We start from the raw sequence: 25179 nt of genomic DNA on the forward strand, positions 1-25179 counted from the left end.
GGTGCGGATAGAAGTCGTAGAACCCGATCAGTCAACGAACCGAGGAACCGAGGAACCCGCACCACGTCCCCGACCACCGCCCGCCCCGGACCGAACGCCGGAGGGTGTGCCCCATGACGAGCCCGAGCCCGAGTCCCGCCGCGCGGCCCGCGATGAGTCCCGACGAGCGGGCGCGGCAGGGACGCGCCGCCCGCAAGCGGCTCTCCCGCTCCGCGCACGGCCGGTGGATACCGGGCGCCGACCGGCCCGACCCCCTCGCGGTCCTGGCCGAGCAGGCCCGGACGCGGGTGCCCGAGCTGGTGCCGATCCGGTACGGCCGGATGGCCGAGAACCCCCTCGGCTTCCTGCGCGGGTCGCCCGCGGTGATGGCCGCCGACCTCGCCGCACAGGAGAACACCGGCCTGACCGTCCAACTCTGCGGCGACGCCCACCTGTTGAACTTCGGCGTGTTCGCCTCGCCCGAGCGGGCCCTCCTGTTCGACGTCGACGACTTCGACGAGACCTGCCCCGGCCCTTTCGAATGGGACGTCAAGCGCCTCGCCGCCAGCGCCGCCGTCGCCGCCCGCGAGAACGGGCACCCCGACGCCGACGTCCGCGTCTCGGCGCTGGCCGCGGCAGAGGCGTACCGCCGAGGCATACGCAGGCTCGCCGCCCGAGGCGAGCTCGACGTCTGGTACGAGCACATCGATACCCGGGGCATCGTGCGCATGCTCCGCCGCACCGGCAGCCGCAAGGCGGTCGAGGCGGGCCCGGCCAAGGCGCGCGGCCGCACCAGCCTGCGGGCGCTCGCCAGGCTCACCGAGATGCGCGACGGGCGGCGCCGCATCATCGACGACCCGCCGCTGCTCGACCCGGTCGCCGCCCCCGATCTGGTGGCGCTGCGGAAGATCTTCAGCGACTACCGTTCGTCGCTCGCCGAGGAACAGCGCATCCTGCTCGACCGGTACCGGTTCGTGGACGCGGCCCGCAAGGTCGTCGGGGTGGGCAGCGTCGGCACCCGCTGCTACGTCGTGCTCCTTGAGGGCCGGGACGCGGCCGACCCGCTGTTCCTGCAGATCAAGGAGGCCGAGCGGTCGGTGCTCGAACCGCATCTGCCCGGCGCGGCCCACGCCCACCACGGACACCGGGTGGTCGCCGGGCAGCGCCTGACGCAGGCCGCCGGCGACATCTTCCTCGGCTGGATGACCGGACCGCAGGGGCGGCACTTCTACTGGCGCCAGCTCCGCGACACGAAGGGCTCCGTCGACCTCGACGGGATGCCCCCGCAGCTCCTGGCGGCGTACGCGGCCCTGTGCGGGACGGCCCTGGCGCGGGCCCACGCCCGGTCCGGCGACCGCGTCGCGATCGCCGCCTACCTCGGCGGTTCCGACGCCTTCGAGCGGGCCGTCGCCACGTTCGCGGTGCGCTACGCCGCGCAGAACGCCGCCGACCACGCCGCCCTCGTGGCGGCCGTGGCCGACGGTACGGTCGAGGCCGTCACCGGCATCTGACAGCGGCCGGGTCAAGCGGGCCGGCATCCGCGACCCCAGCAGCCTGCCCTGCCCGCCGGCCCGAGAGCCGACGTGGACCACCACCACAAAACCCCGTCGAGCACGGGGTCATGTCGCCCTCCCGAGCGGGTGGTTGAGCCGCGAAGACCGGGCGGCGCCGGCCGCTGCTCCACTCCCCGGCGGCGGGAGTGCTACTCTGCCATCAGCACGTGTGTACGCCCCTTCTTCGCGGCGTCCGTGCTCGTTTCCTCCCGGTGCCGCCTCCAGCGCGGCGCCCGCTGTTCCCCTCCCGGCCATCGTCACGGCCCGGACTTCTCCTGCGCCCGTCGCGCGAAGGGACCCTCCTGTGCTCAGCACGCTCGAACACCCCACGACCACCCACCACGACCACCCCGCCGAGGCCCCGCTCGCCGGCGTCCTCGACCTCACCGGCGGACAGGGCCGCATCCGGACCGCCGGATACGCCCCCGCCCCGGGCGACGTAAAGATCCCGCCCGCCCTCATCCATCAACTCGCCCTGCGGAGCGGCGACTTCATCGAATGCGAGGGCCCGAAGCCCGAGCGCGTCGTACGGGTCAACGGCCGGCCCGTCGAGGCGCTGCGCCGCCGGCCGCACTTCGCCGACCTCACCCCGCTGCACCCGCGCGAGCGGCTGCGTCTGGAGACCCGGCCCGACCGGCTCGCCGGCCGCGTCGTCGACCTCGTCGCACCCGTCGGCAAGGGCCAGCGCGGTCTGATCGTCGCCCCGCCGAAGACCGGAAAGACCGTCCTGCTCAAGGAGTTGGCCCAGGCGATCGCCCACAATCACCCCGAGTGCCATCTGATGGTCGTCCTCGTCGACGAGCGGCCCGAAGAAGTCACCGACATGCGGCGCTCGGTCCACGGCGAGGTGCTCGCCTCCACCTTCGACCGGCCGCCCAAGGAGCACATCGCGCTCGCCGAACTCGCCGTCGAACGCGCCAAGCGCCTGGTCGAGCAGGGCCGCGACGTCGTCGTACTCCTCGATTCGCTGACCCGGCTGTGCCGCGCCCACAACAACGCGGCCGGCCCCGGCGGACGCACCCTCAGCGGCGGGGTCGACGCGGCCGCGCTGCAGGGCCCCAAGCGGCTGTTCGGCGCCGCGCGGCTCACCGAGGAGGCCGGCTCCCTGACGATCCTCGCGACTGCCCTGGTGGAGACCGGATCGCGGGGCGACGACTACTTCTTCGAGGAGCTCAAGTCCACCGGCAACATGGAGCTGCGCCTGGCCCGCACCCTCGCCGACAAGCGGCTCTTCCCGGCCGTGGACGTCACCCCCTCCGGGACCCGACGCGAGGAACTCCTCCTGAATCCAGGGGAGTTGAGCGCCGCACGCGCACTGCGCCGGGCGCTGCACCATCAGGACTCCCACGGTGCGCTCGAAGCGCTGCTCGACAGGCTCCGGCAGACGCCCGACAACGCCGCCTTCCTGCGGCAGGTCCGGCTCACCGCCTGAAGCCGCCCGGACGACGGAGCGGGAACCCCGCGACCGACGGTATGGCGACGAACTCGGCCGGATCCGTCCGGGCACGCTTCATCGCCCGGCGACGCGGCCCGCGCGGCCGTCGCTCACCGGGGGACCCTCAGGGGAGCAGCTTGTCGAGGGCGGCGGGACCCTCCGCGGCCAGCTTGCGCTCGGCCCAGGCCAGGTTCTGCGGGGTGATGTCCCGACCGGACGCGAGCACGAGGTCCTCGGCGGTGACCTCGCCCCCGGATCCCGTGTGCAGCAGGGCATCGGGGGTCACGGTGTCGCGCTGCGGACTGGAATCGGACTGGTCGCTCATGCCGCCTCCTACGTCTCTTCGGTAATGCACCATTCTCGCCCCCGCCTACCCGGACCGCATCCGGCCACACGGCCCGTCCGCACCGCGGTGGGGAAGCCCTCGCAATCGCCTCAGGGGGCCGCGTAGACCCGGCCCGCGTACGACGAGAAGGCCTCCGCGGTGAGCTTCCGGGCCAGGTCCGCCTCGGTGATCATGCCGACCGGCGTGCCGTCCTCGACCACCACGATCCGCCGGATCCGCGCCTCGCCCATCGCCTTGACCGCCAGAGTGGCGTCGGCGCCCGCGTCGACCGTGTGCACCCCGCCCTCGGCGAGCTCGCCCGCGGTCACCCGCGAGGCGTCCTTCCCGGCGGCGAGCGCCTTCACGACGATGTCCCGGTCGGTCACGATTCCGGCCAGCTCGCCGTCGCTGCCCTTGACCGGCAGCGCGCCGATCTCGTGGTCGCGCATCAACTGGGCGGCCCGGTCGAGGGTTTCGGAAGCCGGGACGCAGCGGACGTCCGGGGTCATCAGGTCACGGGCAGTGGTCACGAGGGCCTCCGGTGAAGGGTGCGAAAGGCGTACGGATTCGACGCACACGCCTCGGCCATGCTCACCGGGCACACGGCCCCGGGCGACCGCTCGGCGCCGATCGGGTGTCGTGGCACCCGCCGTCCAGCGGGCGGCGCGCACGAGAGGGCGGCGGCTCCCCTTCCAGATTCTTGGAACACGTTCTACTGTGTGCGCCGCCGTACCGCGACCGTCCTGGAGGGGCCGTGCACCTCGAATACACGCCTGAGCAGCAGCAGTTGCGCACCGAGCTGCGGACCTACTTCGCCGGCCTGGTGCCGGACAACGTCTACGCCCGGTACGCGGACCCGGCCGCGCAGAAGCGGTTCTACCGCGAGACCGTACGGCGGCTCGGCGGGGACGGCTGGCTGGGGGTGGGCTGGCCCGAGCAGTACGGCGGGCGCGGGCTCAGCCCGATGGAGCAGTTCATCTTCTTCGACGAGGCCGCCCAGGCCGGGGTCCCGCTGCCGCTGATGGCGCTGAACACCGTCGGCCCGACGATCATGCAGTTCGGTACGGACGAGCAGAAGGCGTACTTCCTGCCGAAGATCCTCTCCGGCGAGATCGACTTCGCGATCGGCTACAGCGAGCCGGACGCGGGAACCGACCTCGCGGCCCTGAAGACGCGCGCGGTGCGCGAGGGCGACGCGGCCACCGGCACCTACACGGTGAACGGGCAGAAGATCTGGACCACGAACGGGGACACCGCCGACTGGGTCTGGCTCGCCGTCCGCACCGACCGGGACGCCCCCGCGCACAAGGGCATCACCATGCTCCTGGTCCCGACCTCCGACCCCGGCTACAGCTGCACCCTGATCAACACGCTCGCCTCGCACGACACGACGGCCAGCTATTACGAGAACATCCGGGTCCCCGCGTCGCGCCGGGTCGGCGAGGAGAACAAGGGCTGGCGCCTGATCACCAACCAGCTCAACCACGAGCGGGTCACCCTGGCCGCCCACGGCACGATGGCGATCCGCGCCCTGCACGACGTCCAGCGCTGGGCGGCCGACACCAAGCTCGCCGACGGTCGCCGCGTCATCGACCTCGGCTGGGTCCGCAAGAACCTGGCCCGCACCCACACCCGCCTGGACGCGATGAAACTGCTCAACTGGCAGATGGTCAACGCCGTCCAGGAAGGCACCCTCACCCCCCAGGACGCCTCCGCCGTCAAGGTGTACGGCTCGGAGGCCCGCAGGGACGCGTACGCCTCCTTGATGGAGATCGTGGCGGCGGCCGCCCCGATGAAGGAGGGCTCGGCGGGAACCGTGCTGCACGGCGAACTGGAACGCGGCTACCGCTCTGCGGTGATCTTCACGTTCGGGGGCGGGAACAACGAGATCCAGCGGGAGATCATCGCCTGGATCGGGCTGGGGATGCCCCGGGTGCGGCGGTAGCGGACCCGTATCCCCTCGCCGAAGGACCGACTAACCTTCTTGTCGTAGCTGCGCCCGGCCCTGAGGGCATGCCCACCGGAGGTGGCGGATGGCGGACGCCGACCCGGGCTACTTCGGCCCCGAATCGGTCACCTGGCAGGTGCACAGCGACCCCATGATGTGGATCGCGGGGATCCGGGCGCTCTACCTCCAGGCGCTGCACCCGCGCGCCGTGCGGGGCGTCATGCAGAACTCCGACTTCCGCAAGGACGCCTGGGGACGTCTGATGCGCACCGCCAACTTCGTCGGGACGCTCTCGTACGGCACGAAGGAGGCGGCCGAGCAGGCGGGCGCCCGGGTCCGGCGCATCCACGCCCTGCTCAAGGCGGACGACCCCGTGACGGGGGAGCGGTTCGGGATCGACGACCCCGAGCTGCTCCTGTGGGTGCACTGCGCCGAGATCGACAGCTATCTCAGTGTCGCCCGGCGCTCGGGGTTCCGGCTGAGCGACGCCCAGGCCGACCGCTACGTCGGTGAACACCGCGTGGACGCCCGCCTGGTCGGGCTCGACCCGGCCGGCGTGCCCGGCACCGTCGCCGAGCTCGCCGCCTACTTCGACTCCGTACGGCCCGGGCTCGCGGCCACCGCCGACGCGCGGGACGTCGACGACTTCCTGCGGCGGCCGCCCACCCACCCCCTCCTGATCCCGGCGCGCGAGCTCGTCTGGCGGCGCGTGGCCCACCTCGCCTACGCCTCGCTGCCCCCGTACGCCCACGAGCTCTACGGCCGGCCCGCCCCCGCCGAGCGCACCGTGGACCGCCGGCTGACACTCACCGGAACGGCGCTGCGCCGCATCCCCGCGACCGTGCGCTGGCAGCTGCCGCCCCGGCACATCCTGAAGGCGGTGGCCCGGCTCGGACCCGGGTCCCGACCCGCCCCGTACAAACTCCGCAGACAGGCCGCCATACTGGACGGGCCGGGGAGGGCGCATGGTCAGTGACGGGGGCGGCGGCATCAGATGGCGGACACCAGGCTGATCCACGGCCGCTACCGGCTGCTCGACGTGATCGGGCGCGGCGGCATGGGGGAGGTGTGGCGGGCCCGTGACGAATCCCTTGAGCGGCACGTCGCGGTGAAACTGCTCAAACCGCCGGCGCCGGGCCACGAGGAGTCGTTCACCCGGGTGCTCAGGGAGCGCTTCCGGCGCGAGGGCCGGGTCGCCGCCGCGCTCCAGCACCGAGGCGTCACCGTCGTCCACGACTTCGGGGAGTACGAGGGCGGCCTCTACCTCGTCATGGAACTGCTCGAAGGCCGCAACCTGAGCCAGCTCCTGGACGACAACAAACAGCATCCGCTGCCGGTGCCGGACGTCGTGGACATCGCCGAACAGGTCGCGGCTGCCCTCGCCTACACCCACCAACAGGGCATCGTCCACCGGGACCTGAAGCCCGCCAACATCATGCGGCTCGACGACGGCACCGTGAAGATCTGCGACTTCGGCATCGCCCGGCTCGGCGCCGACATCGGCTTCACCAGCCGGCTCACCGGCACCGGCATCGCCATGGGCACCCCGCACTACATGTCGCCCGAACAGATCGGCGGCGTCGAGGTCGACCACCGCAGCGACCTCTACTCGCTGGGCTGCGTGCTGTACGAGCTGTGCACCGGCGCGCCGCCGTTCGACCTGGACGACGCCTGGGCGGTGCTCGTCGGCCACCGCGACACCCCGCCCAGGCCGCCCCGCGAGCACCGCGCCGAACTGCCCGAGTTCCTCGAACGGGCCGTGCTCGGCCTGCTGGCCAAGGAGCCCGGCCAACGCCCCGACGACGCACGGGAGTTGGGGCGCATGCTGGCCGCTGGACGAGGTGCGCCGCGCCCCCTCGCCGACCCCGTGCCGCTGCCCCCGCGCCACGCGCCCCGGCTCCCGTCCTGGACCAAGGGGATGACCACCGGCCACAAGGCGACCCGGCTCTTCACCCCGGCCACCCCGCCCGACCCCACTGCGGGCCTCACCGGCGAATGGACCACCCGGCACACCCCCGCCCCGCGGGAGCCGGACCGGCCGACCCCGCCACCGGAAGTCCTCGCCGACCTGAACGGCCGCCACGAAGCGGCGCTCGAACTCGGCCGACCCGGCCGCTGGGCAGAGGCGGGCGAGGCACACAGGGCGGTCGCCACCGAGCGCGCCCGGGTGCTCGGGCCCGACCACCCCGACACGCTCTCCAGCCGCTACGAACTGGGCTTCGCGCTCAGCCGGTCGGGCCACGAGGCCGACGCGCTGCGCGAGTTCGGCAAGGTCGCCGACGGCAGATCCCGCTCGCTCGGGCCCGACCACCCCCACACCCTCGACGCGCGCGAGGAGACCGCCTACGTCCTCGGCTGCCTCGGCCGTCACTTCGAGGCGCACCGGCTCTACGCAACGGTCCTCGCGGCCCGCGAACGCACCCGGGGATCCGACGCCCCGGACACCCTGCGCTGCCGGCACAACCTCGCCGTCAGCCTCGGCAGGCTCGGCCGCCTGGAGGACTCCTGCCTGATGGCCCAGGAAGTGGCCGCCGCGCGGACCCGGGTGCTGGGTGCGGGACACCCCGACACGCTGGCCACGCGGTACGAAGTGGCGTACGCGCTCGGCCTGCTGGGGCGCTGGATCGAGGCGCTCGCCACCTGCCGCGAGGTCGCCCGGGGGCGGGCCGCCGCTCTGGGGGCCGACCATCCGGACACCCTCGCGGCCCGCTACGAGATCGGCGTCAGCCTCGGCCGCCTCGGGCGCAGCCCCGAGGCCCTGGAGCTGTACCGCGCCCTGGTCGAGGACCGGCTGCGGGTCAGCGGCCCCGAGGACCCACAGACGCTGCGCGCCCGGCACGGCCTCGGCGTCAACCTCGGGCGGCTCGCCCGCTGGCAGGAGGCCCTCCAGGAGGCGCGCGAGGTGTGCACCCTGCGCGAGCGGGTGCTCGGCCCCGACCACCCCGACACCCTGATCAGCCGCCGCGAGATCGCCGTGGGCCTGGGCTGGCTGGGCCGCCGGCCCGATGCGCTGGACGTCTACCGTCACATCGCCGAATCCCGCGAGCGCACCCTGGGCGCCGCCCACCCCGACACCCTGGCCGCCCGCAACGACGAGGCCCAATGCCTGGAACAACTGGGCCGGGCAGCGGAGGCGGTGGAGCTGTACCGCAGGGTGGCGGCTCTGCGGCAGGGTGGCGGCTGAGCCTGCGGGAACCGGCGCCGTCCGGCCCGGGACGGGTTCCCCCGCCGATCATCCCGTGTTACCAAGAGGCATGCCCGCACGCATCGCGTTCGCCCGTGACCTGTACGACGCCGTCATCGTCGGCGGCGGCCACAACGGCCTGGTCGCCGCCGCCTACCTCGCCCGCGCCGGAAAGTCCGTCCTGGTTCTCGAACGGCTCGGCCGTACCGGCGGTGCCGCCATCTCGACCCGCCCGTTCGCGGGAGTGGACGCCCGGCTCTCGCGCTACTCCTACCTGGTCTCACTCCTGCCGAAGAAGATCGTCGACGACCTGGGGCTCGACTTCGCGGTCCGCAAGCGCACCGTGTCCTCGTACACGCCGACCGTCCGCGACGGCCGCCCCGGAGGCCTCCTGGTCGGGGGCGGGCAGGACCGTACCGCCGCGTCCTTCCGCCAACTGACGGGATCCGACGCCGAGTTCACCGCCTGGCAGGCCTTCTACGAGACCACGCGGCAGGTCGCCGAACGGGTCTTCCCCACCCTCACCGAGCCCCTGCCCACCCCGGCCGCGCTGCGCGAGCGGGTCGCGGACGACGAGGCGTGGCGGATGCTCTTCGAGGAGCCCATCGGCGTCGCCGTGGAGGACCGCTTCGCCGACGACCTCGTACGCGGTGTCGTCCTCACCGACGCCCTCATCGGCACCTTCGCCGACGCCCACGACCCCTCGCTCGCCCAGAACCGCTGCTTCCTCTATCACGTGATCGGCCAGGGCACCGGCGACTGGGACGTTCCCGTCGGCGGCATGGGAGCCCTCACCGACGCGCTCGCCGATGCCGCGCGGGCGGCCGGGGCGGAGATCGCCACCGGGCACGAGGCGACCGCGATCCGGAGCGACGGCACCGAGGCCGAGGTCTCGTACGCCACGAGCGAGGCGCCCGGCACGGTGGCCGCCCGCCACGTCCTGGTCAACGCCTCGCCGCAGGCCCTGGCCGAGCTCGTCGGCGACACCCCGCCCGAGCCCGCCGAGGGCGCCCAGCTGAAGGTCAACATGCTGCTGAAGCGGCTGCCCCGGCTCCGGGACACCGCCGTCGACCCGCGCGAGGCCTTCGCCGGGACCTTCCACGTCGCCGAGGGATACGGCCAGTTGGCGACCGCGTACGCCGAGGCCGCGCGCGGCGGGCTGCCCTCGGCGCCGCCCTCGGAGATCTACTGCCACTCCCTGACCGACCCCTCGATCCTGGGTCCCGAACTGGCGGCCCAGGGCCACCAGACCCTCACCCTGTTCGGCCTGCACACCCCGGCCCGCCTGTTCGCCGGCGACAACGACAAGGCGCGCGAGGCGCTGCTCGCCGCGACCCTCGCCCAGCTGGACGCCCACCTCGACGAACCCCTCGCCGACTGCCTGGCCCTGGACGCCGACGGCCGCCCCTGCATCGAGGCCAAGACCCCCCTCGACCTGGAGCGCGACCTGCGGCTGCCCGGCGGCAACATCTTCCACCGCGCCCTCGCCTTCCCGTACGCCGACGACTCGACGGGCCGCTGGGGCGTCGAAACCGGCCTCGCGAACGTGCTGCTCTGCGGGGCCGGCGCCGTACGCGGCGGCGGTGTGAGCGGCATCCCGGGCCACAACGCGGCGATGGCGGTACTGGGCCGCTGATCCTCTCAACCTCCTTGCGGATCAGGTCAGTTGGGAGACCACTCCCAACCCGCAGCCTGGATCCGCGCGGAGTCTTCCAGCCGAGCCTCGTCGAAAAGCACCCGCCGCTCCTCGGTGACGCGCAGCCCGTCGACGTACACCCCGCGGCCGACGTACAGCGGGCCCGTCGTGTACCGCCAGCGCAGCCGCACAGGGCGGCCGCGCCAGGCGGCGAGGTCCGCAGACGCCTCGTGCCAGACCCGCCCGGACCACCCCGTCACCGATCCGGCCGGGTGCTCCACGGCCCCTTCTCCGGGGCCCACGGTCGCGAACGGCACGGGCCGCCAGGTGGACCCCGCGTCCGCCGAGGCCTCCAGCGCCACGGTGCCCACGCCCGGCTCCGTGTCCCACCACAGGGCGCAGCTCAGCCGGGCCCGGTCGGAGGCGACATCCAACTCGGGCAGGGTGAGCGTGGCGCTCGTTCCGCGCGCCATGCCCGCGAACCAGGAGCTCCCGCCGTGCGCGGGGCGGACCGCGACGGCCCGTGCCAGTGCGTTGGCCGCGGCCACGCGCGGCGCGGACCCGGAGCGCCAGCTGCGCACCGGATGGACGGAGTTGGCGAGCAGCACGAGGAACGTGTCGGTGCTCGGGTCGATGACGATGCTCGTGCCGGTGAACCCGGTGTGCCCCGCGCTGTGCGGCGTCGCCATCGCGCCCATGTACCAGTGCTGGTAGAGCTCGAAGCCGAGCCCGTGCTCATGGCCGGGGAAGGCCGTGTTGAAGTCCCTGAACAGCAGGTCCACGGAGGCGGGGGTCAGGATCCGGGTCCGGCCGTAGGTGCCGCCGTTCAGCAGCGTACGGGCGAGGACCGCGAGGTCCCAGGCGCAGGAGAAGACCCCAGCGTGGCCCGCGACGCCGCCGAGGCAGTACGCGTTCTCGTCGTGCACCTCGCCCCACACCAGGCCCCGGTCGATCCCGGACCACGGCTTGCGCGCGTCCTCGGTCGCGGCGATCTTCGGCTTCCAGGAGGCGGGCGGGTTGTAGCGAGTGCGGTGCATCCCGAGTGGAGCAGTGATCTCGTCGTGGAGCAGTGCATCCAATGAGCGCTCGGTGATCTTTTCCAGGACCAGCTGGAGGGAGATCAGATTGAGGTCGGAGTAGAGGTACGTGCTGCCGGGCGGGCTCGCCGGGGCCTCGTTCCAGATGAGCTTCAGCTTCTCCTCGTACGTCGGCGCCCCGTACAGCGGGATCCAGTCGCGGAACCCCGAGGTATGCGTGAGCAACTGCCGTACGGTGACGGCCTGTTTGCCCGCCGCGCCGAACGCGGGCAGGTACGAGGCGACCGTGCGCTCCAGGTCCAGCGTGCCGCGCTCGATCTGCTGGACCGCGAGCAGCGAGGTGAACAGCTTGGAGAGCGAGGCGAGGTCGTACACCGTGTCCTCGGCCGCCGCGATCCGCCGCTCGGGCGGGAACTCCACCGCCCGGTCGCTCTTCTCGTCGTACGCCGCGTAGCGCACCGCGCTGCCGATCGGATGGTGCAGCGCCACCGTGCCGCCGCGCCCCGCGAGCAGCACGGCGCCCGCGTACCAGGGGTGCTCGGGGGAGGGGCCGAGGAACCTCTCCGCGTCCTCGACCAGGCGGTCCAGGTGCTCGGGCAGCAGCCCGGCCTGCTCGGCGGACCCCCGCCGCAGCGTCCGGCCGCGCCCTGCCGCAAGAGCCTCCCCGCCCGGCAGCGAGCCCACCACCAGCGCACCTCCAAGGACCATGGCCGCACTGGCCAGTCGTCGCCTGCTGACGCCCCCGACTTCCTCGGCCACCGGCACGCACCCCTTCCTGCCGCGCCTTCCTGACGCGGCCTCCGGCGCGCTGAAAGTATCTTTCGTGATCACGCCGAACGGTAGAAACTTTCTTCCATGGGCTCGCCCGTGTCAACGAGGCGGCGAGCCGCCACGGCGCACGGCAAAGAATCTGACGCAGCATCAGAAAATCTCTTCCCTCGTCGCCCCGGCTGCGGCATTCTGCGCCCCATGCAGACGGAGCTGAGCAGGAAACTGGGAGTCGAGCACGCCGTCTTCGGCTTCACGCCGTTCCCCGCGGTGGCCGCGGCCATCACCCGGGCCGGCGGATTCGGTGTGCTCGGCGCGGTCCGCTACACGGCGCCCGACGACCTCGCGCGCGACCTCGACTGGATGCAGGAGCACACCGACGGGCTGTCGTACGGGCTCGACGTGGTGATGCCCGCCAAGAAGGTCGAGGGGGTCGGCGAGGCAGAGATCGAGGCCATGATCCCCGAGGGGCACCGCCAGTTCGTGCGGGACACCCTCGCCAAGCACGGCGTGCCCGAGCTCGCCGCGGGCGAGGCGTCCGGCTGGCGCATCACCGGCTGGATGGAGCAGGTGGCCCGCAATCAGCTCGACGTGGCCTTCGACTATCCGATCAAGTTGCTCGCCAACGCACTCGGTTCACCGCCCCTCGACGTCGTCCAGCGCGCCCACGACCAGGGCGTGCTCGTAGCCGCACTCGCGGGCAGCGCCCGCCACGCCCGCCACCACGCGGACGCGGGCATCGACATCGTCGTTGCCCAGGGCTACGAGGCCGGCGGGCACACCGGGGAGATCGCCACCATGGTGCTCGTCCCCGAAGTCGTCGACGCCGTCGGCCCGTTGCCGGTCCTCGCGGCCGGGGGCATCGGCAGCGGCGAGCAGATCGCCGCCGGGCTCGCGCTCGGTGCGCAGGGCGTCTGGCTCGGCTCGCTCTGGCTCACCACCACCGAGGCCGAAATGCACTCCCGCGCGCTGACCCGCAAGCTCCTGGCGGCCGGCTCCGGCGACACCGTCCGTTCCCGCGCGCTCACCGGCAAGCCCGCGCGCCAGCTGCGCACCGAATGGACCGACGCCTGGGACGACCCGGCCGGGCCCGGCACCCTGCCCATGCCGCTCCAGGGCCTCCTCGTCGCCGAGGCCGTGTCCCGCATCCAGAAGTACGAGGTGGAGCCGCTGCTCGGCACGCCCGTCGGCCAGATCGTCGGGAAGATGACCGCCGAACGCAGCGTCCAGGAGACCTTCGACGACCTCACGCGCGGCTTCGAGCGCGCCATCGACCGCATCAACCGCATCGCCGGAAGGGACGCCCGATGAACCAGCCGCCCAACGGTTTCTGGGCCCAGGCCGCCGCCGACCCCGACCGCCCCGTGCTCGTCGCGCCGGACGGCGAGGAGTGGACGGCGGGCCGTCTGCACGGCGCCGTCAACCAGCTCGTGCACGGACTGCGGGCCGCGGGTCTGGAGCGCGGCGATGCCTTCGCTGTGGTGCTGCCCAACGGCGTCGAGTTCTTCACCGCCTATCTCGCCGCCTCCCAGGGCGGGTTCTACCTCGTGCCCGTCAACCACCACCTGGTCGGCCCGGAGATCGCCTGGATCGTCTCCGACTCGGGCGCCAAGGTCCTCATCGCGCACGAGCGGTTCGCCGAGGCGGCCACCGCCGCGGCCGACGAGGCCGAGCTGCCCGCGTCGCACCGCTACGCCGTCGGCACGATCGCCGGTTTTTCGCCGTACGCCCGACTCCTGGACGGACAGCCCGAGTCGGTGCCCGCCGACCGCACGCTCGGCTGGGTCATGAACTACACCTCCGGCACCACCGGACGCCCGCGCGGCATCCGGCGTCCGCTGCCCGGAAAGCCGCCGGAGGAGACGTACCTCGGCGGCTTCCTCGCCATCTTCGGCATCAAGCCGTTCGACGACAACGTCCACCTGGTGTGCTCGCCGCTCTACCACACGGCGGTCCTCCAATTCGCGGGAGCCTCCCTGCACATCGGGCACCGCATCGTCCTCATGGACAAGTGGACGCCCGAGGACATGCTGCGTCTCATCGACGAACAGGCCTGCACGCACACCCACATGGTGCCGACCCAGTTCCACCGGCTGCTCTCGCTGCCCGACGAGGTGAAGGCGCGGTACGACGTCTCCTCGATGCGGCACGCCATCCACGGCGCCGCGCCCTGCCCCGACCACGTCAAACGCGCCATGATCGACTGGTGGGGGAGCTGCGTCGAGGAGTACTACGCGGCGAGCGAGGGCGGCGGCGCGTTCGCGACCGCCGAGGACTGGCTGAAGAAGCCCGGCACGGTCGGAAAGGCCTGGCCCATCAGCGAGCTCGCGGTCTTCGACGACGACCAAGTCCGGCTGCCCGCAGGGGAGTTGGGTACGGTCTACATGAAGATGTCGACCGGCGGCTTCAGCTACCACAAGGACGAGAGCAAGACGCGGAAGAACCGCATCGGCGACTTCTTCACCGTCGGCGACCTCGGCTACCTCGACGAGGACGGCTATCTCTTCCTCCGCGACCGCAAGATCGACATGATCATCTCGGGCGGCGTCAACATCTACCCGGCCGAGATCGAGGCGGCGCTCCTGACCCACCCGGCCGTCGCGGACGCCGCGGCCTTCGGCATTCCGCACGCCGACTGGGGCGAGGAGGTGAAGGCCGTCGTCGAAGTGGCCGAGGGACACGAGGCGGGCGACGCCCTCGCGACCGGGATACTCGCCCACTGCGCACGCCAGTTGGCCGGATACAAGCGGCCCAGGACCGTCGACTTCATCGAGACGATGCCCCGCGACCCGAACGGCAAGCTCTACAAGCGGCGGCTGCGCGAACCGTACTGGGAGGGCCACGAGCGCGCGATGTGACCCGGCGGACGAATACCCCGGCCTGCTGGCGCCCCGGCCCCGCCGTCGAGTTGAATGACGCGGCAGCCGCCGGGGCACGGGCCGGGGGCACCGCACGGGGAGGTGGCACACGTCATGACGGAGCACGCCGAGGAGTTCGAGGACCACCGGCAGGTGCTGCTCGGGCTCGCCTACCGGCTGCTCGGCTCGCTGTGGGACGCCGAGGACGTCGTCCAGGACGCCTATCTGCGCTGGAGCCGGGTCGACCGCGCCGAGGTGCGGGACGCGCGCGGCTTCCTCATCACCGTCGTCTCCCGGCTCGCCATCGACCAGTTGCGCTCGGCCCGCGTGGCCCGCGAGGCGTACGTCGGGCCGTGGCTGCCCGAACCCGTCGCCACCGACACGCTCGGCCCGCTGGACACGGCCGAACTGCGCGACACCGTCGCCTACGCCACCGTCCACCTCATGGAACGCCTCTCGCCGCCGGAGCGCGCCGTGTTCGTGCTGCGCGAGGCCTTCCAGCTGCCGTACGAGGAGATCGCGTCCATCGTCGACGCGAGCGTGGCCAACTGCCGCCAGATGTACAGCAGGGCCGGCCGCCACCTGGCCGCCGGGCGTGAGCGCTTCCCGCTCTCCGACGACGAACACGCCAAGCTGCTCAGCCGCTTCCTCGAAGCGGCCGCGGGCGGCGACCTGAGCGCGCTCGCCGAACTGCTCGCCGAGGACGTCGTGGCCTGGAGCGACGGCGGCGGCAAGGTCACGGCCGCGCGGCGCCCGGTCATGGGCCGCAAGAAGGTGCTCGCCTTCCTCACCGGCCTGCTCAACCGGTACCCGCTGGAGAGCTTCGAGGTCATCGACATCAACGGCGGCCCGGCCCTGTCCATCACCGCGGACGGCCGGCGCCAGATCGGCCTGGTCGCCTTCCGCGACGGGCTCATCGACACCATCTACTCGATCCGCAACCCCGACAAGCTCACCCACCTGTCGGGCTGACCCATCGGACACCCCCCAGGGCCTTGACCCCGCCGGGCGGGCCACCCAGGATCCAGCCATGGAAGAGGTACGCAGCAGCACCGTCGACGGCATCGTGCGCCGCAGCGCCCGCCGCACCCCCGACCGCACCGCCGTCCGGTACGCGGACCGCGCCTGGAGCTACGCCGAACTGGACACGGCCGTCTCCACCGCGGCCGCCGTCCTCGCCGGCCGGGGGCTGAGCAAGGGCGACCGGGTCGCCACCTACGGCCACAACTCGGACGCCTACCTCATCGCGTTCCTCGCCTGCGCCCGCGCCGGATTCATCCATGTGCCCGTCAACCAGCACCTCACCGGCGCGGACCTCGCCTACATCCTGGAGCAGTCCGGCGCCGCCCTGGTCCTCGCCGACCCGGCGCTCGCGGACCGGGTTCCCGCCGGCTTCGCGGTCCTTCCCCTGCGCGACGGCGCGGGCTCGCTCCTCGCGGCGCTGGCCCAGCCGCTCCCGTACGAGATCGACGGCGGGCGGCACGACGTGGTCCAGCTGCTCTACACCTCGGGCACCACCGCCCTGCCCAAGGGCGCGATGATGAGCCACCGGGCCCTCGTCCACGAGTACGTCTCCGCCATCACGGCGCTCGACCTGCGCGAGACGGACCGGCCCGTGCACTCGCTGCCGCTCTACCACTCGGCGCAGATGCACGTCTTCCTGCTGCCCTACCTCGCGGTGGGCGCGCAGAACACCATTCTGGACGCGCCCGACGCGGGCCGGATCTTCGACCTGGTGGAGGCGGGCCGTGCCGACTCGCTGTTCGCGCCGCCCACGGTGTGGATCGCCCTCGCGGGCCACCCCGAGTTCGCCACGCGCGATCTGAGCGGGCTGCGCAAGGCGTACTACGGGGCCTCGATCATGCCGGTGCCGGTCCTGGAGCGGCTGCGCGAACGGCTCCCGGGGCTCGCCTTCTACAACTGCTTCGGGCAGAGCGAGATCGGCCCGCTCGCCACCGTGCTCGGGCCCGAGGAGCACGAGGGGCGGATGGACTCGTGCGGGCGGCCCGTGCTCTTCGTCGAGGCGAAGGTCGTCGACGAGAGCGGCAAGGAGGTGCCCGACGGCACACCGGGTGAAGTGGTCTACCGCTCCCCGCAGTTGTGCGAGGGCTACTGGGACAAGCCCGCCGAGACCGAGGACGCCTTCCGCGAGGGCTGGTTCCACTCCGGCGACCTCGCGGTGCGCGACAGCGAGGGCTACTTCACCGTCGTCGACCGGGTGAAGGACGTCATCAACTCCGGCGGCGTGCTGATCGCCTCCCGCCAGGTCGAGGACGCGCTGTACACGCACCCGGCGGTCGCCGAGGCCGCGGTCGTGGGCCTGCCCGACGAGCGCTGGATCGAGGCGGTCACCGCCTTCGTCGTACGGAGCGGCGAGGTGAGCGAGGCCCAACTGATCGACCACGCACGGGAGTTGATCGCCCACTTCAAGGCGCCGAAGCGGGTCGTGTTCGTCGACGAGCTGCCGCGGAACGCGAGCGGCAAGATCCTCAAGCGGGAGCTGCGCGACCGGTTCGCCTGACCTCCCGCGGACTCAAGCGCGCCCCGGCCGCAGGTCGACGATCCGCTTGAACTTGCCCACCGAGCGCTCGATGGTCTCGGGGCCGACGACCTCCACCGTCACCGAGACGCCGATCCCGTCCTTGACCGCCGCGACGATCGAACGCGCCGCGGCCTCGCGCTGCTCCGGCGGCGTGTCCGGCCGGGCCTCCACCCGTACCGTCAGCGCGTCGAGCCGGCCCTCACGGGACAGCCGCAGCTGGAAGTGCGGGGCGAGGCCGGGCGTGCGCAGCACGATCTCCTCGATCTGGGTGGGGAAGAGGTTCACCCCGCGCAGGATGACCAGGTCGTCGCTGCGCCCGGTCACCTTCTCCATCCGCCGGAACACCCGGGCCGTGCCGGGCAGCAGCCGCGTCAGGTCCCGGGTCCGGTAACGGATCACCGGCATCGCTTCCTTGGTGAGCGAGGTGAACACGAGCTCGCCGCGCTCCCCGTCCGGCAGGACCTCGCCAGTGAGCGGGTCCACGATCTCCGGGTAGAAGTGGTCCTCCCAGATGTGCAGCCCGTCCTTGGTCTCCACGCACTCCTGCGCGACACCCGGGCCCATGACCTCCGAGAGCCCGTAGATGTCGACCGCGTCGATCGCGAACCGCTCCTCGATCTCGCGGCGCATCTCCTCGGTCCACGGCTCGGCGCCGAAGATGCCCACCTTGAGCGAGGTCGTACGGGGATCGATGCCCTGGCGCTCGAACTCGTCGAGCAGCGTCAGCATGTAGGACGGGGTCACCATGATGATCTCGGGGCGGAAGTCCTGGATCAGCTGGACCTGACGGGCCGTCATGCCACCGGAGGCGGGGATCACCGTACAGCCGAGCCGCTCGGCCCCGTAGTGCGCGCCCAGACCGCCGGTGAACAGGCCGTATCCGTACGCCACATGGACCTTGTGGCCGGGTCGGCCGCCCGCCGCGCGGATCGAGCGGGCCACCACGTCCGCCCAGGTGTCCAGGTCCCGCTGGGTGTAGCCGACGACGGTCGGGCGGCCCGTCGTGCCGCTGGAGGCGTGGATGCGGCGGATGTCGCTCTCCGGGACCGCGAACATCCCGAACGGGTAGTGGTCGCGCAGATCGGACTTGGCGGTGAACGGGAAACGGGCGAGGTCCGCGAGCGAGTGGCAGTCCTCCGGGCGGATCCCGGCCTTGTCGAACGCCTCCCGGTAGAACCCGACGTTGTCGTACGCGTGCCGCAGCGAGGCGCGCAGCCGGTCGAGCTGCAAGGCTTCGAGCTCCGGTCGGCTCAGCCGCTCCGCCTCGTCCAGCTCAGCTGCCATGGTTGCGCTCCCGTCCTCGCTCCGCCCCCGCAGGGGCGACGAAATCGGACGACCGATCATTCGGTCGATCTGTATCGGATCAGTAATTCAGCAGCCCGAGGGGTGCGTCAAGGGCTGTGGACAACTCGACGGGCGGCCTGTTCGTGCTGGCGGCGAAACCCATTGCCTTGATCGTCGGGGCCCTGTGAGGATCGATCGCATGCCGACGTTCACCAGCCACGACGGAACCGAGCTCGCCTACCGACTGACCGGGGAGGGCCCGACCCTCGTCTGCCTGCCGGGCGGACCGATGCGGGCCGCCTCCTACCTCGGCGACCTGGGCGGCCTCGGTGCGCATCGCCAGTTGGTGCTGCTCGATCTGCGGGGGACGGGGGATTCGGCGATGCCCGAGGACCCGGCGTCGTACCGCTGCGACCGTCGGGTGGCCGATGTCGAGGCGCTGCGCGCGCACCTCGGCCTCGACCGGATCGACCTGCTCGGCCACTCCGCCTCAGGGAACCTGGCCCTCCTGTACGCCGCCCGCCACCCGGACCGGATCGGCTCGCTCACCCTGGTCGCGCCCGGCGCCCGCGCCGTCGGCATCGACGTGTGACCGAGGACGACTGGCGGTCGGCCGTCGCCCTGAGGGCGGGCGAGCCCTGGTACGCGGAGGGTTGTGCGGCCTTCGAGCGGACGTGGGCGGGCGAGGCGGCCCGGGACGAGGTGTGGGACGCCATCAGGCCGTTCGCCTACGGGCGTTGGGACGCGGCGGCGCGGCAGCACGAGGCCGAAGGCCGAGCCGAGGCCAACCGGGACGCGGCGAGCGCGTACTACGCGGAGGGTGCCTTCGAGCCGAAGGCGACCGCCGCCGCGCTCGCCGAGGTGACCGCGCCCGTCCTCGTCCTCGCCGGGGAGTACGACGGCGGGCCGACGCCCGCACGAGCCGCCGAGCTGGCCGCGCTCTTCCCGAACGCCGAACTCGCCGTCCAGCGGGGCGCCGGACACTACCCGTGGATCGACGACGCCGAAGCGTTCGTCCGTACCGTCGCCGCCTTCCTCGACCCGGACGTGCGCACGGTCACCACCGACGGCGTCCGGCTCGCCTACCGCGTCCGGGGCGCACAGACCGCGCCGCCCGTGGTCCTCGTGCACGGCCGGGGCGGCGACAGCCGGGACTGGGCCGAGATCGCCGAACGGCTCGCGGCCACCCGCCGCGTGTACGCCGTCGACCTGCGGGGGCACGGCCTGAGCGACTGGCCGGGCGGCTACTCCTTCGAGGCGTTCCGCGACGACCTCCGCGGCTTCATCACCGAACTGGGCCTGGCGGGCACCGACGTGGTCGGCCACTCCATGGGCGGCGCCGCCGCCGTGCTGCTCGCCCAGGAGGCGCCCGGTCTCATCGGTCGGCTCGTCCTGGAGGAGACTCCGCCGTTCTTCCCCCTGGACCCGCCGCGCGGACCCGCCGAACGCCCCGAGGGGCGGCTCGGCTTCGACTGGCCGGTCGTCCCGGCGACCGACGCCCTGCTGAACGACCCCGACCCCGCGTGGCGCGGCCGGTTCGCCACCGTCGCGGTGCCCACGCTGGTCGTCGCGGGCGGCCCGGCCAGCCAGATCGACCAGAAGAAGCTGGCCTGGATGGCCTCGCGGATACCGGGCGCCCGTCTTGTCACCATCGACGCGGGCCACCTCGTGCACGCCGAGCGGCCCGCCGAATTCCTGGCCGCGCCCGGCGGGTTCGGCATCGGGTGAGCGGCACGCGCCGCGCGCTCAGCCGGCGTCCGCCTCCGCCGCCACCGTCCGCGCCCAGCGGTAGTCCGCCTTGCCGCTCGGAGAGCGCTGGATGCTCGGAGTGATCACCAGCTGGCGCGGCACCTTGTAGCCCGCGAGCCGGGTGCGGCAGTGGGTCTGGATGTCGTCGAGCGTCGGCCGGTGCGCGCCGTCGCGGACCTGCACCACCGCGGCCACATGGCTGCCCCACTTCGCGTCGGGCACCCCCGCCACCAGCGCGTCGTACACGTCCGGATGCGACTTGAGGGCCTGCTCGACCTCCTCCGGGTAGACCTTCTCGCCGCCCGTGTTGATGCACTGCGAGCCGCGCCCGAGGACCGTGACGATGCCGTCCTCGTCGACGGTCGCCATGTCGCCGAGCAGCACCCACCGCTCCGAACCCTTCTGGAAGAAGGTCTCCGCGGTTTTCGCCGCGTCGTTGTAGTAGCCCAGCGGAACGTGCCCGCGCTGGGCGAGCCGCCCCGGTTCGCCGACCGCGACCGGCTCGTGCGTCACCGGATCCACCACCCGGGTGCGCTCGTTGACCTCCAGGCGGAAGCCCTTCTCCGGGCCCGAGTCGTCGGTCGCCTTCCCGTTGGAACCGGACTCGGACGAGCCGAAGTTGTTGAGGATCAGCACATTCGGGGCGAGCGCCTGGAGCTGGTCCCGCACGGTCTCCGACATGATCGCCCCCGATGAGGAGACGGTGAACAGGGAGGACAGGTCGGTGCCCTTCAAGGGGCCGTGCAGCGCGTCGACGAGCGGCCGCAGCATCGCGTCGCCCACCAGGGACACGCTGGTGACCTTCTCCTTCTCGATCGTACGGAGCACTTCCTCGGGCACGTACTTGCGATGGATGGCCACCCGCTGGCCGTAGTTGAAGGCGACGAACGACGTGAGCGTCGAGGTGCCGTGCATCAGCGGGGGAGCGGGGAAGAAGGTCAGACCGGCGCCGCCCTTCGCGACCCGCTCGGCCAGTTCCTCGGGCCGCCGCACCGGCTCGCCCGCGGGCTCGCCGCCGAACAACCCCGCGAAGAACAGGTCCTCCTGACGCCACATCACACCCTTCGGCATGCCCGTGGTGCCGCCGGTGTAGATGATGAACAGGTCGTCGGCGGAGCGCGGCCCGAAGCCTCGATCGGGGGAGCCCGCGGCCTCGGCCTCGGTGAACGCCGTCGCGTCGAGAGCCGGCGCGCCGTCCGCGACGGTGCCCACCCGGACCAGGTGCCGCAGCTTCTCCGTCTGCGGCAGCGCGCCCGCCACCCGCTCCGTGAACTCGGCGTCGAAGACCAGCGCCGCGAGGTCGGCGTCCCGGTAGAGGTAGACCAACTCGTCTTCAACGTAACGGTAGTTGACGTTGACCGGGACCAGGCGCGCCTTGAGGGCGGCCAGCACCGTCTGGAGGTACTCGACGCCGTTGTACAGGTGCAGGCCCAGGTGTTCGCCGGGCTTGAGGCCCGCGTCGATCAAGTGGTGCGCGAGCCGGTTCGCCGCCGCATCGAGCTGACGGTATGTCAGCCTGCGCTCGGCGCCCGTTCCGGGGTGGTCGATGTACACGAGCGCCTCGCGGTCCGGGACCACGTCGACTACGGACTCGAACAGGTCGGCAAGGTTGTACTCCACCATTCCTCCTGACACCGGCCCCGACTGGCTCGGGGGTCATCAGAGCAAAGCCGTGCACAACTGGGAAGGGGTGCCGCAGAAGAAATCTGACTGACTGTCAGAAAACTATTGAACTGGCACCGCCCCTACTGCAACCTGTTCTAGGTCTTGAGACGGGAGGACGGCAATGGGTGGTACGGAACACCTCACCGTGCAGCGCGAGGGCGCCACACTGGTGCTCACCTTGAACCGGCCGGAGGCGAAGAACGCGCTCTCGCTGCCGCTGCTGGTGGGGCTGTACGACGGCTGGCTGGAGGCCGACGCGGACGACTCGATCCGCTCGGTCGTCCTCACCGGCGCGGGCGGCGACTTCTGCGCCGGCATGGACCTCAAGGCCCTCGCGGGCCAGGGCATGGAGGGTGACCAGTACCGGGACCGGCTCAAGGCCGACCCCGATCTGCACTGGAAGGCGATGCTGCGGCACCACCGGCCCCGCAAGCCGGTGATCGCGGCGGTCGAGGGGTACTGCGTGGCGGGCGGCACCGAGATCCTCCAGGGCACGGACATCCGGGTCGCGGGGGCCGGGGCGACGTTCGGGCTCTTCGAGGTGAAGCGCGGGCTCTTCCCCATCGGGGGCTCGACGGTCCGCCTCCAGCGGCAGATTCCGCGCACGCACGCGCTGGAGATGCTGCTCACGGGGCGGCCGTACGGGGCGCAGGAGGCGGCTCGGATCGGGCTGATCGGGCGGGTTGTGCCGGATGGCACGGCGCTGGATGTGGCGCTTTCGATCGCTGCGCAGATCAATGCGTGTGGGCCGCTGGCTGTCGAGGCGGTCAAGGCGTGTGTCTACGACACGGCGGCCATGAGCGAGGACGACGGGCTCAAGGTCGAGCTGGAGCGGGGGTGGCCGATTTTCGCTACGGCCGATGCCAAGGAAGGGGCTCGGGCCTTTGCCGAGAAACGGGACGCCGTTTATCGGCGGGCCTGATTCTTCCCCACCCCGCCCCTTCCCCAGACCCTCCGGGGGTGAAGGGTGCTGGGGCTCCGCCCCAGACCCCGTTCGCGCCTTAAGGGCGCTCGTCCTCAAACGCCGGACAGGCTGAATGGCGCCCAGGGTCGCAAAGCGTCGCACGGGCCGAATGTTGCCCAGGATCAAAGGAGTTCGCCCCATGGCAGGTTCCGCCGCACCCGAGGTGCTGCGCGCACCCCTCGTCGTCGAGTTTCCCTTCACCCGGTCCCTCGGGCCGGTCCAGAGTGCCTTTCTCACCGGGCTGCGCGAGCGCGTCGTGCTCGGGGTGCGGGGCGGGGACGGGCGCGTGCTCGTGCCGCCCGTCGAGTACGACCCCGTCACCGCCGAGGAGATCCGCGAGCTCGTCGAAGTCGCGCCCACCGGGACCGTCACCACCTGGGCCTGGAACCCCTCCCCCCGTCGCGACCAGCCCCTCGACCGGCCCTTCGCCTGGGTCCTTGTGAAGTTGGACGGGGCCGACACCTCGCTCCTTCACGTCCTGGACGCGTCCGGGCCCGAATCCGTCCGTACCGGGATGCGCGTCCGGATCCGCTGGGCCGAAGAACGCGCCGGCGCCATCACCGACATCGCCTGCTTCGAACCGTATGAGGGTGGAGGGGGCCATCAACTCGATCCCCACAGTGGCGAGTTCGCGGATTCCGTCACTGGCATCGTCGCTCCCGCCCGGCTCGACTACACCTACAGTCCCGGCCGTGCCCAGTCCGCCTACATCAACGCGCTGTCCGCCCGCAAAACCGTCGGAGAGCGCTGCCCGTCCTGCCGGAAGGTGTACGTCCCGCCGCGCGGTGCCTGCCCCACCTGCGGGGTCGCCACCGAGGAGCGGGTCGAGGTCGGGCCCGCCGGGACCGTCACCACGTACTGCATCGTCAACATCAAGGCGCGGAACCTCGATATCGAAGTGCCTTACGTCTACGCGCACATCGCGCTCGACGGGGCGGGGCTCGCCCTGCACGGGCGGATCGGCGGCATTCCGTACGACCAGGTCCGGATGGGGCTGCGGGTCGAGCCCGTGTGGACCGAGGGCGGCCGCTATCCCGATCACTACCGGCCCACCGGCGAACCCGACGCCGACTACGAGACGTACAAGGAGCTGATCTGATGGCGCCCACCTCTCCCGCCCGGGACGTGGCGATCGTCGCCTTCGCGCAGAGCGACCACCGGCGCCGCACGGATGAGCTGTCCGAGGTCGAGTTGCTCATGCCGGTGCTGCATCAAGTGCTGGACGCGACCGGCTCGAAGACCAGCGACATCGGATTCACCTGCTCCGGATCGAGCGACTATCTCGCCGGGCGCGCCTTCTCGTTCACCATGGCGCTCGACGGGGTCGGCGCCTGGCCGCCGATCTCCGAATCCCACGTCGAGATGGACGGTGCCTGGGCGCTCTACGAGGCCTGGGTGAAGATCCTCACCGGCGAGGCCGACACCGCGCTCGTCTACGGCTACGGCAAGTCCTCGCCCGGCGAGTTGCGCGACGTGCTGACCCGGCAGCTCGACCCCTACTACGTGGCGCCGCTCTGGCCCGACTCGGTCTCCCTCGCCGCGCTCCAGGCCCAGGCCCTCATCGATTCGGGCGACACCGACGAGCCGGCGCTCGCCTCCGTCGCCGCCCGCAGTCGTGATGCCGCCTCCTCCAACTCCCATGCGCAGGTGCGGGGTTCGCGGCCGCAGGGGGAGTACGTCGTGCGTCCGTTGCGTACCGGCGACTGTCCGCCTGTCGGGGACGGGGCGGCCGCCGTGATTCTCGCCGCGGGGGAGCGGGCTCGTGAGCTGTGTGCTCGGCCCGCCTGGATCCGGGGCATGGATCACCGCATCGAGGCGCACAGCCTCGGCGTGCGCGACCTCACCGACTCGCCGTCCACGCGGCTCGCCGCCGAACGGGCCGGGGTCTTCGAACGGCCCGTAGACACGGCCGAGTTGCACGCGCCCTTCACCTCGCAGGAGGTCGTGCTGCGCAAGGCGCTGCGGCTCGGCGGTGACGTCGCCGTCAACCCGTCCGGGGGTGCGCTCGCCGCGAACCCCGTGATGGCCGCGGGTCTCGTCCGGCTGGGGGAGGCCGCCGCCCGCATCCACCGCGGCGAGTCCGACCGGGCCCTCGCGCACGCCACGTCCGGCCCCTGCCTGCAGCAGAACCTGGTCGCCGTCCTGGAGGGGGAGTCATGAGTTCCCTGAGTCAACCTCTATGGCGCTTGGGGCGGGTCGGCGGGCGTATTGATCTTCCCGTTGGTTCGGTGGATGGCGGGGTCGTAGCAGGC

The 25179-nt window shown here is 72.2% G+C and carries 18 protein-coding genes and 1 pseudogene; 14 read left to right on the forward strand and 5 right to left on the reverse strand.

Annotation, left to right across the window (positions count from 1 at the left end; genetic code table 11):
* Positions 1–113 precede the first annotated feature (113 nt).
* Positions 114–1490 (forward strand): DUF2252 domain-containing protein, encoded by a 1377-nt coding sequence (locus ADK54_RS28810; protein WP_420717417.1) that lies wholly within the window; start codon positions 114–116, stop codon positions 1488–1490.
* A gap of 346 nt (positions 1491–1836) precedes the next feature.
* Positions 1837–2964, forward strand: coding sequence for a transcription termination factor Rho (gene rho / locus ADK54_RS28815; protein WP_053728648.1), 1128 nt, complete (start codon positions 1837–1839; stop codon positions 2962–2964).
* A gap of 127 nt (positions 2965–3091) precedes the next feature.
* Here rho and ADK54_RS28820 read toward each other — a convergent pair whose 3' ends face one another.
* Together ADK54_RS28820 and ADK54_RS28825 are read right to left on the reverse strand one after the other, a co-directional pair.
* Entirely contained in the window at positions 3092–3292 is a 201-nt protein-coding gene (locus tag ADK54_RS28820) for a hypothetical protein (RefSeq protein WP_053728649.1), read from the reverse strand.
* A gap of 110 nt (positions 3293–3402) precedes the next feature.
* The gene (locus ADK54_RS28825) at positions 3403–3822 is read right to left on the reverse strand and encodes a CBS domain-containing protein (RefSeq protein WP_053728650.1); all 420 of its coding nucleotides are present in this window, start codon (positions 3820–3822) and stop codon (positions 3403–3405) included.
* Positions 3823–4046: 224 nt separating this feature from the next.
* Here ADK54_RS28825 and ADK54_RS28830 point away from each other — a divergent pair, with 224 nt between their 5' ends.
* The 4 genes from ADK54_RS28830 to ADK54_RS28845 all read left to right on the forward strand — a co-directional run bounded on the left by ADK54_RS28830 (position 4047) and on the right by ADK54_RS28845 (position 10060).
* Positions 4047–5237 (forward strand): acyl-CoA dehydrogenase family protein, encoded by a 1191-nt coding sequence (locus ADK54_RS28830; RefSeq protein ID WP_053728651.1) that lies wholly within the window; start codon positions 4047–4049, stop codon positions 5235–5237.
* Between the two features lie 88 nt (positions 5238–5325).
* Positions 5326–6216 (forward strand): oxygenase MpaB family protein, encoded by an 891-nt coding sequence (locus ADK54_RS28835; protein WP_053728652.1) that lies wholly within the window; start codon positions 5326–5328, stop codon positions 6214–6216.
* Positions 6217–6234: 18 nt separating this feature from the next.
* A complete protein-coding gene (locus ADK54_RS28840; protein ID WP_053728653.1) occupies positions 6235–8424 on the forward strand; it encodes a serine/threonine-protein kinase in 2190 nt (729 codons plus the stop codon).
* A 70-nt stretch (positions 8425–8494) separates the two neighbouring features.
* Positions 8495–10060, forward strand: a complete 1566-nt coding sequence (locus tag ADK54_RS28845) for a phytoene desaturase family protein (RefSeq protein WP_053728654.1) — start codon at positions 8495–8497, stop codon at positions 10058–10060.
* A 26-nt stretch (positions 10061–10086) separates the two neighbouring features.
* Here the strand turns inward: ADK54_RS28845 and ADK54_RS28850 are convergent, their stop codons facing one another.
* Positions 10087–11805: a serine hydrolase domain-containing protein gene (locus ADK54_RS28850; protein WP_078966718.1), complete on the reverse strand. Its 1719-nt coding sequence runs from the start codon at positions 11803–11805 to the stop codon at positions 10087–10089.
* Between the two features lie 261 nt (positions 11806–12066).
* Here ADK54_RS28850 and ADK54_RS28855 point away from each other — a divergent pair, with 261 nt between their 5' ends.
* The 4 genes from ADK54_RS28855 to ADK54_RS28870 all read left to right on the forward strand — a co-directional run bounded on the left by ADK54_RS28855 (position 12067) and on the right by ADK54_RS28870 (position 17244).
* Positions 12067–13176, forward strand: a complete 1110-nt coding sequence (locus ADK54_RS28855) for an NAD(P)H-dependent flavin oxidoreductase (RefSeq protein WP_053728655.1) — start codon at positions 12067–12069, stop codon at positions 13174–13176.
* The gene (locus ADK54_RS28860; RefSeq protein WP_053728656.1) at positions 13173–14723 is read left to right on the forward strand and encodes an acyl-CoA synthetase; all 1551 of its coding nucleotides are present in this window, start codon (positions 13173–13175) and stop codon (positions 14721–14723) included. The genes ADK54_RS28855 and ADK54_RS28860 overlap by 4 nt, the downstream gene beginning before the upstream one ends.
* Before the next feature lie 114 nt (positions 14724–14837).
* On the forward strand, positions 14838–15695 hold the full coding sequence (locus tag ADK54_RS28865) for an RNA polymerase sigma-70 factor (protein WP_053728657.1): 858 nt from the start codon (positions 14838–14840) through the stop codon (positions 15693–15695).
* A gap of 58 nt (positions 15696–15753) precedes the next feature.
* Entirely contained in the window at positions 15754–17244 is a 1491-nt protein-coding gene (locus ADK54_RS28870; RefSeq protein ID WP_053728658.1) for an acyl-CoA synthetase, read from the forward strand.
* A 12-nt stretch (positions 17245–17256) separates the two neighbouring features.
* Here ADK54_RS28870 and paaK read toward each other — a convergent pair whose 3' ends face one another.
* Positions 17257–18549 (reverse strand): phenylacetate--CoA ligase PaaK, encoded by a 1293-nt coding sequence (gene paaK / locus ADK54_RS28875; protein WP_053728659.1) that lies wholly within the window; start codon positions 18547–18549, stop codon positions 17257–17259.
* A gap of 199 nt (positions 18550–18748) precedes the next feature.
* Between paaK and ADK54_RS28880 the strand changes: the two are divergent.
* Positions 18749–20277: pseudogene (locus tag ADK54_RS28880) on the forward strand (alpha/beta fold hydrolase).
* A gap of 18 nt (positions 20278–20295) precedes the next feature.
* On the opposite strand, the gene ADK54_RS28885 reads toward ADK54_RS28880, so the two are convergent.
* Positions 20296–21918 carry an acyl-CoA synthetase gene (locus ADK54_RS28885; protein WP_053728688.1) on the reverse strand — a complete coding sequence of 541 codons (1623 nt, stop codon included), beginning with the start codon at positions 21916–21918 and terminating at the stop codon, positions 20296–20298.
* A gap of 166 nt (positions 21919–22084) precedes the next feature.
* On the opposite strand from ADK54_RS28885, the gene ADK54_RS28890 reads away from it, so the two are divergent.
* The 3 genes from ADK54_RS28890 to ADK54_RS28900 all read left to right on the forward strand — a co-directional run bounded on the left by ADK54_RS28890 (position 22085) and on the right by ADK54_RS28900 (position 25087).
* On the forward strand, positions 22085–22885 hold the full coding sequence (locus tag ADK54_RS28890) for a crotonase/enoyl-CoA hydratase family protein (protein ID WP_053728660.1): 801 nt from the start codon (positions 22085–22087) through the stop codon (positions 22883–22885).
* Between the two features lie 181 nt (positions 22886–23066).
* Entirely contained in the window at positions 23067–24026 is a 960-nt protein-coding gene (locus ADK54_RS28895) for a Zn-ribbon domain-containing OB-fold protein (protein WP_053728661.1), read from the forward strand.
* On the forward strand, positions 24026–25087 hold the full coding sequence (locus ADK54_RS28900; protein WP_053728662.1) for a thiolase domain-containing protein: 1062 nt from the start codon (positions 24026–24028) through the stop codon (positions 25085–25087). Before ADK54_RS28895 ends, ADK54_RS28900 begins: the two co-directional genes overlap by 1 nt.
* Positions 25088–25179: the final 92 nt, after the last annotated feature.

It is taken from the genome of Streptomyces sp. WM6378 (genome assembly GCF_001279695.1).
In the GTDB taxonomy this organism is placed as follows: Bacteria; Actinomycetota; Actinomycetes; order Streptomycetales; family Streptomycetaceae; genus Streptomyces.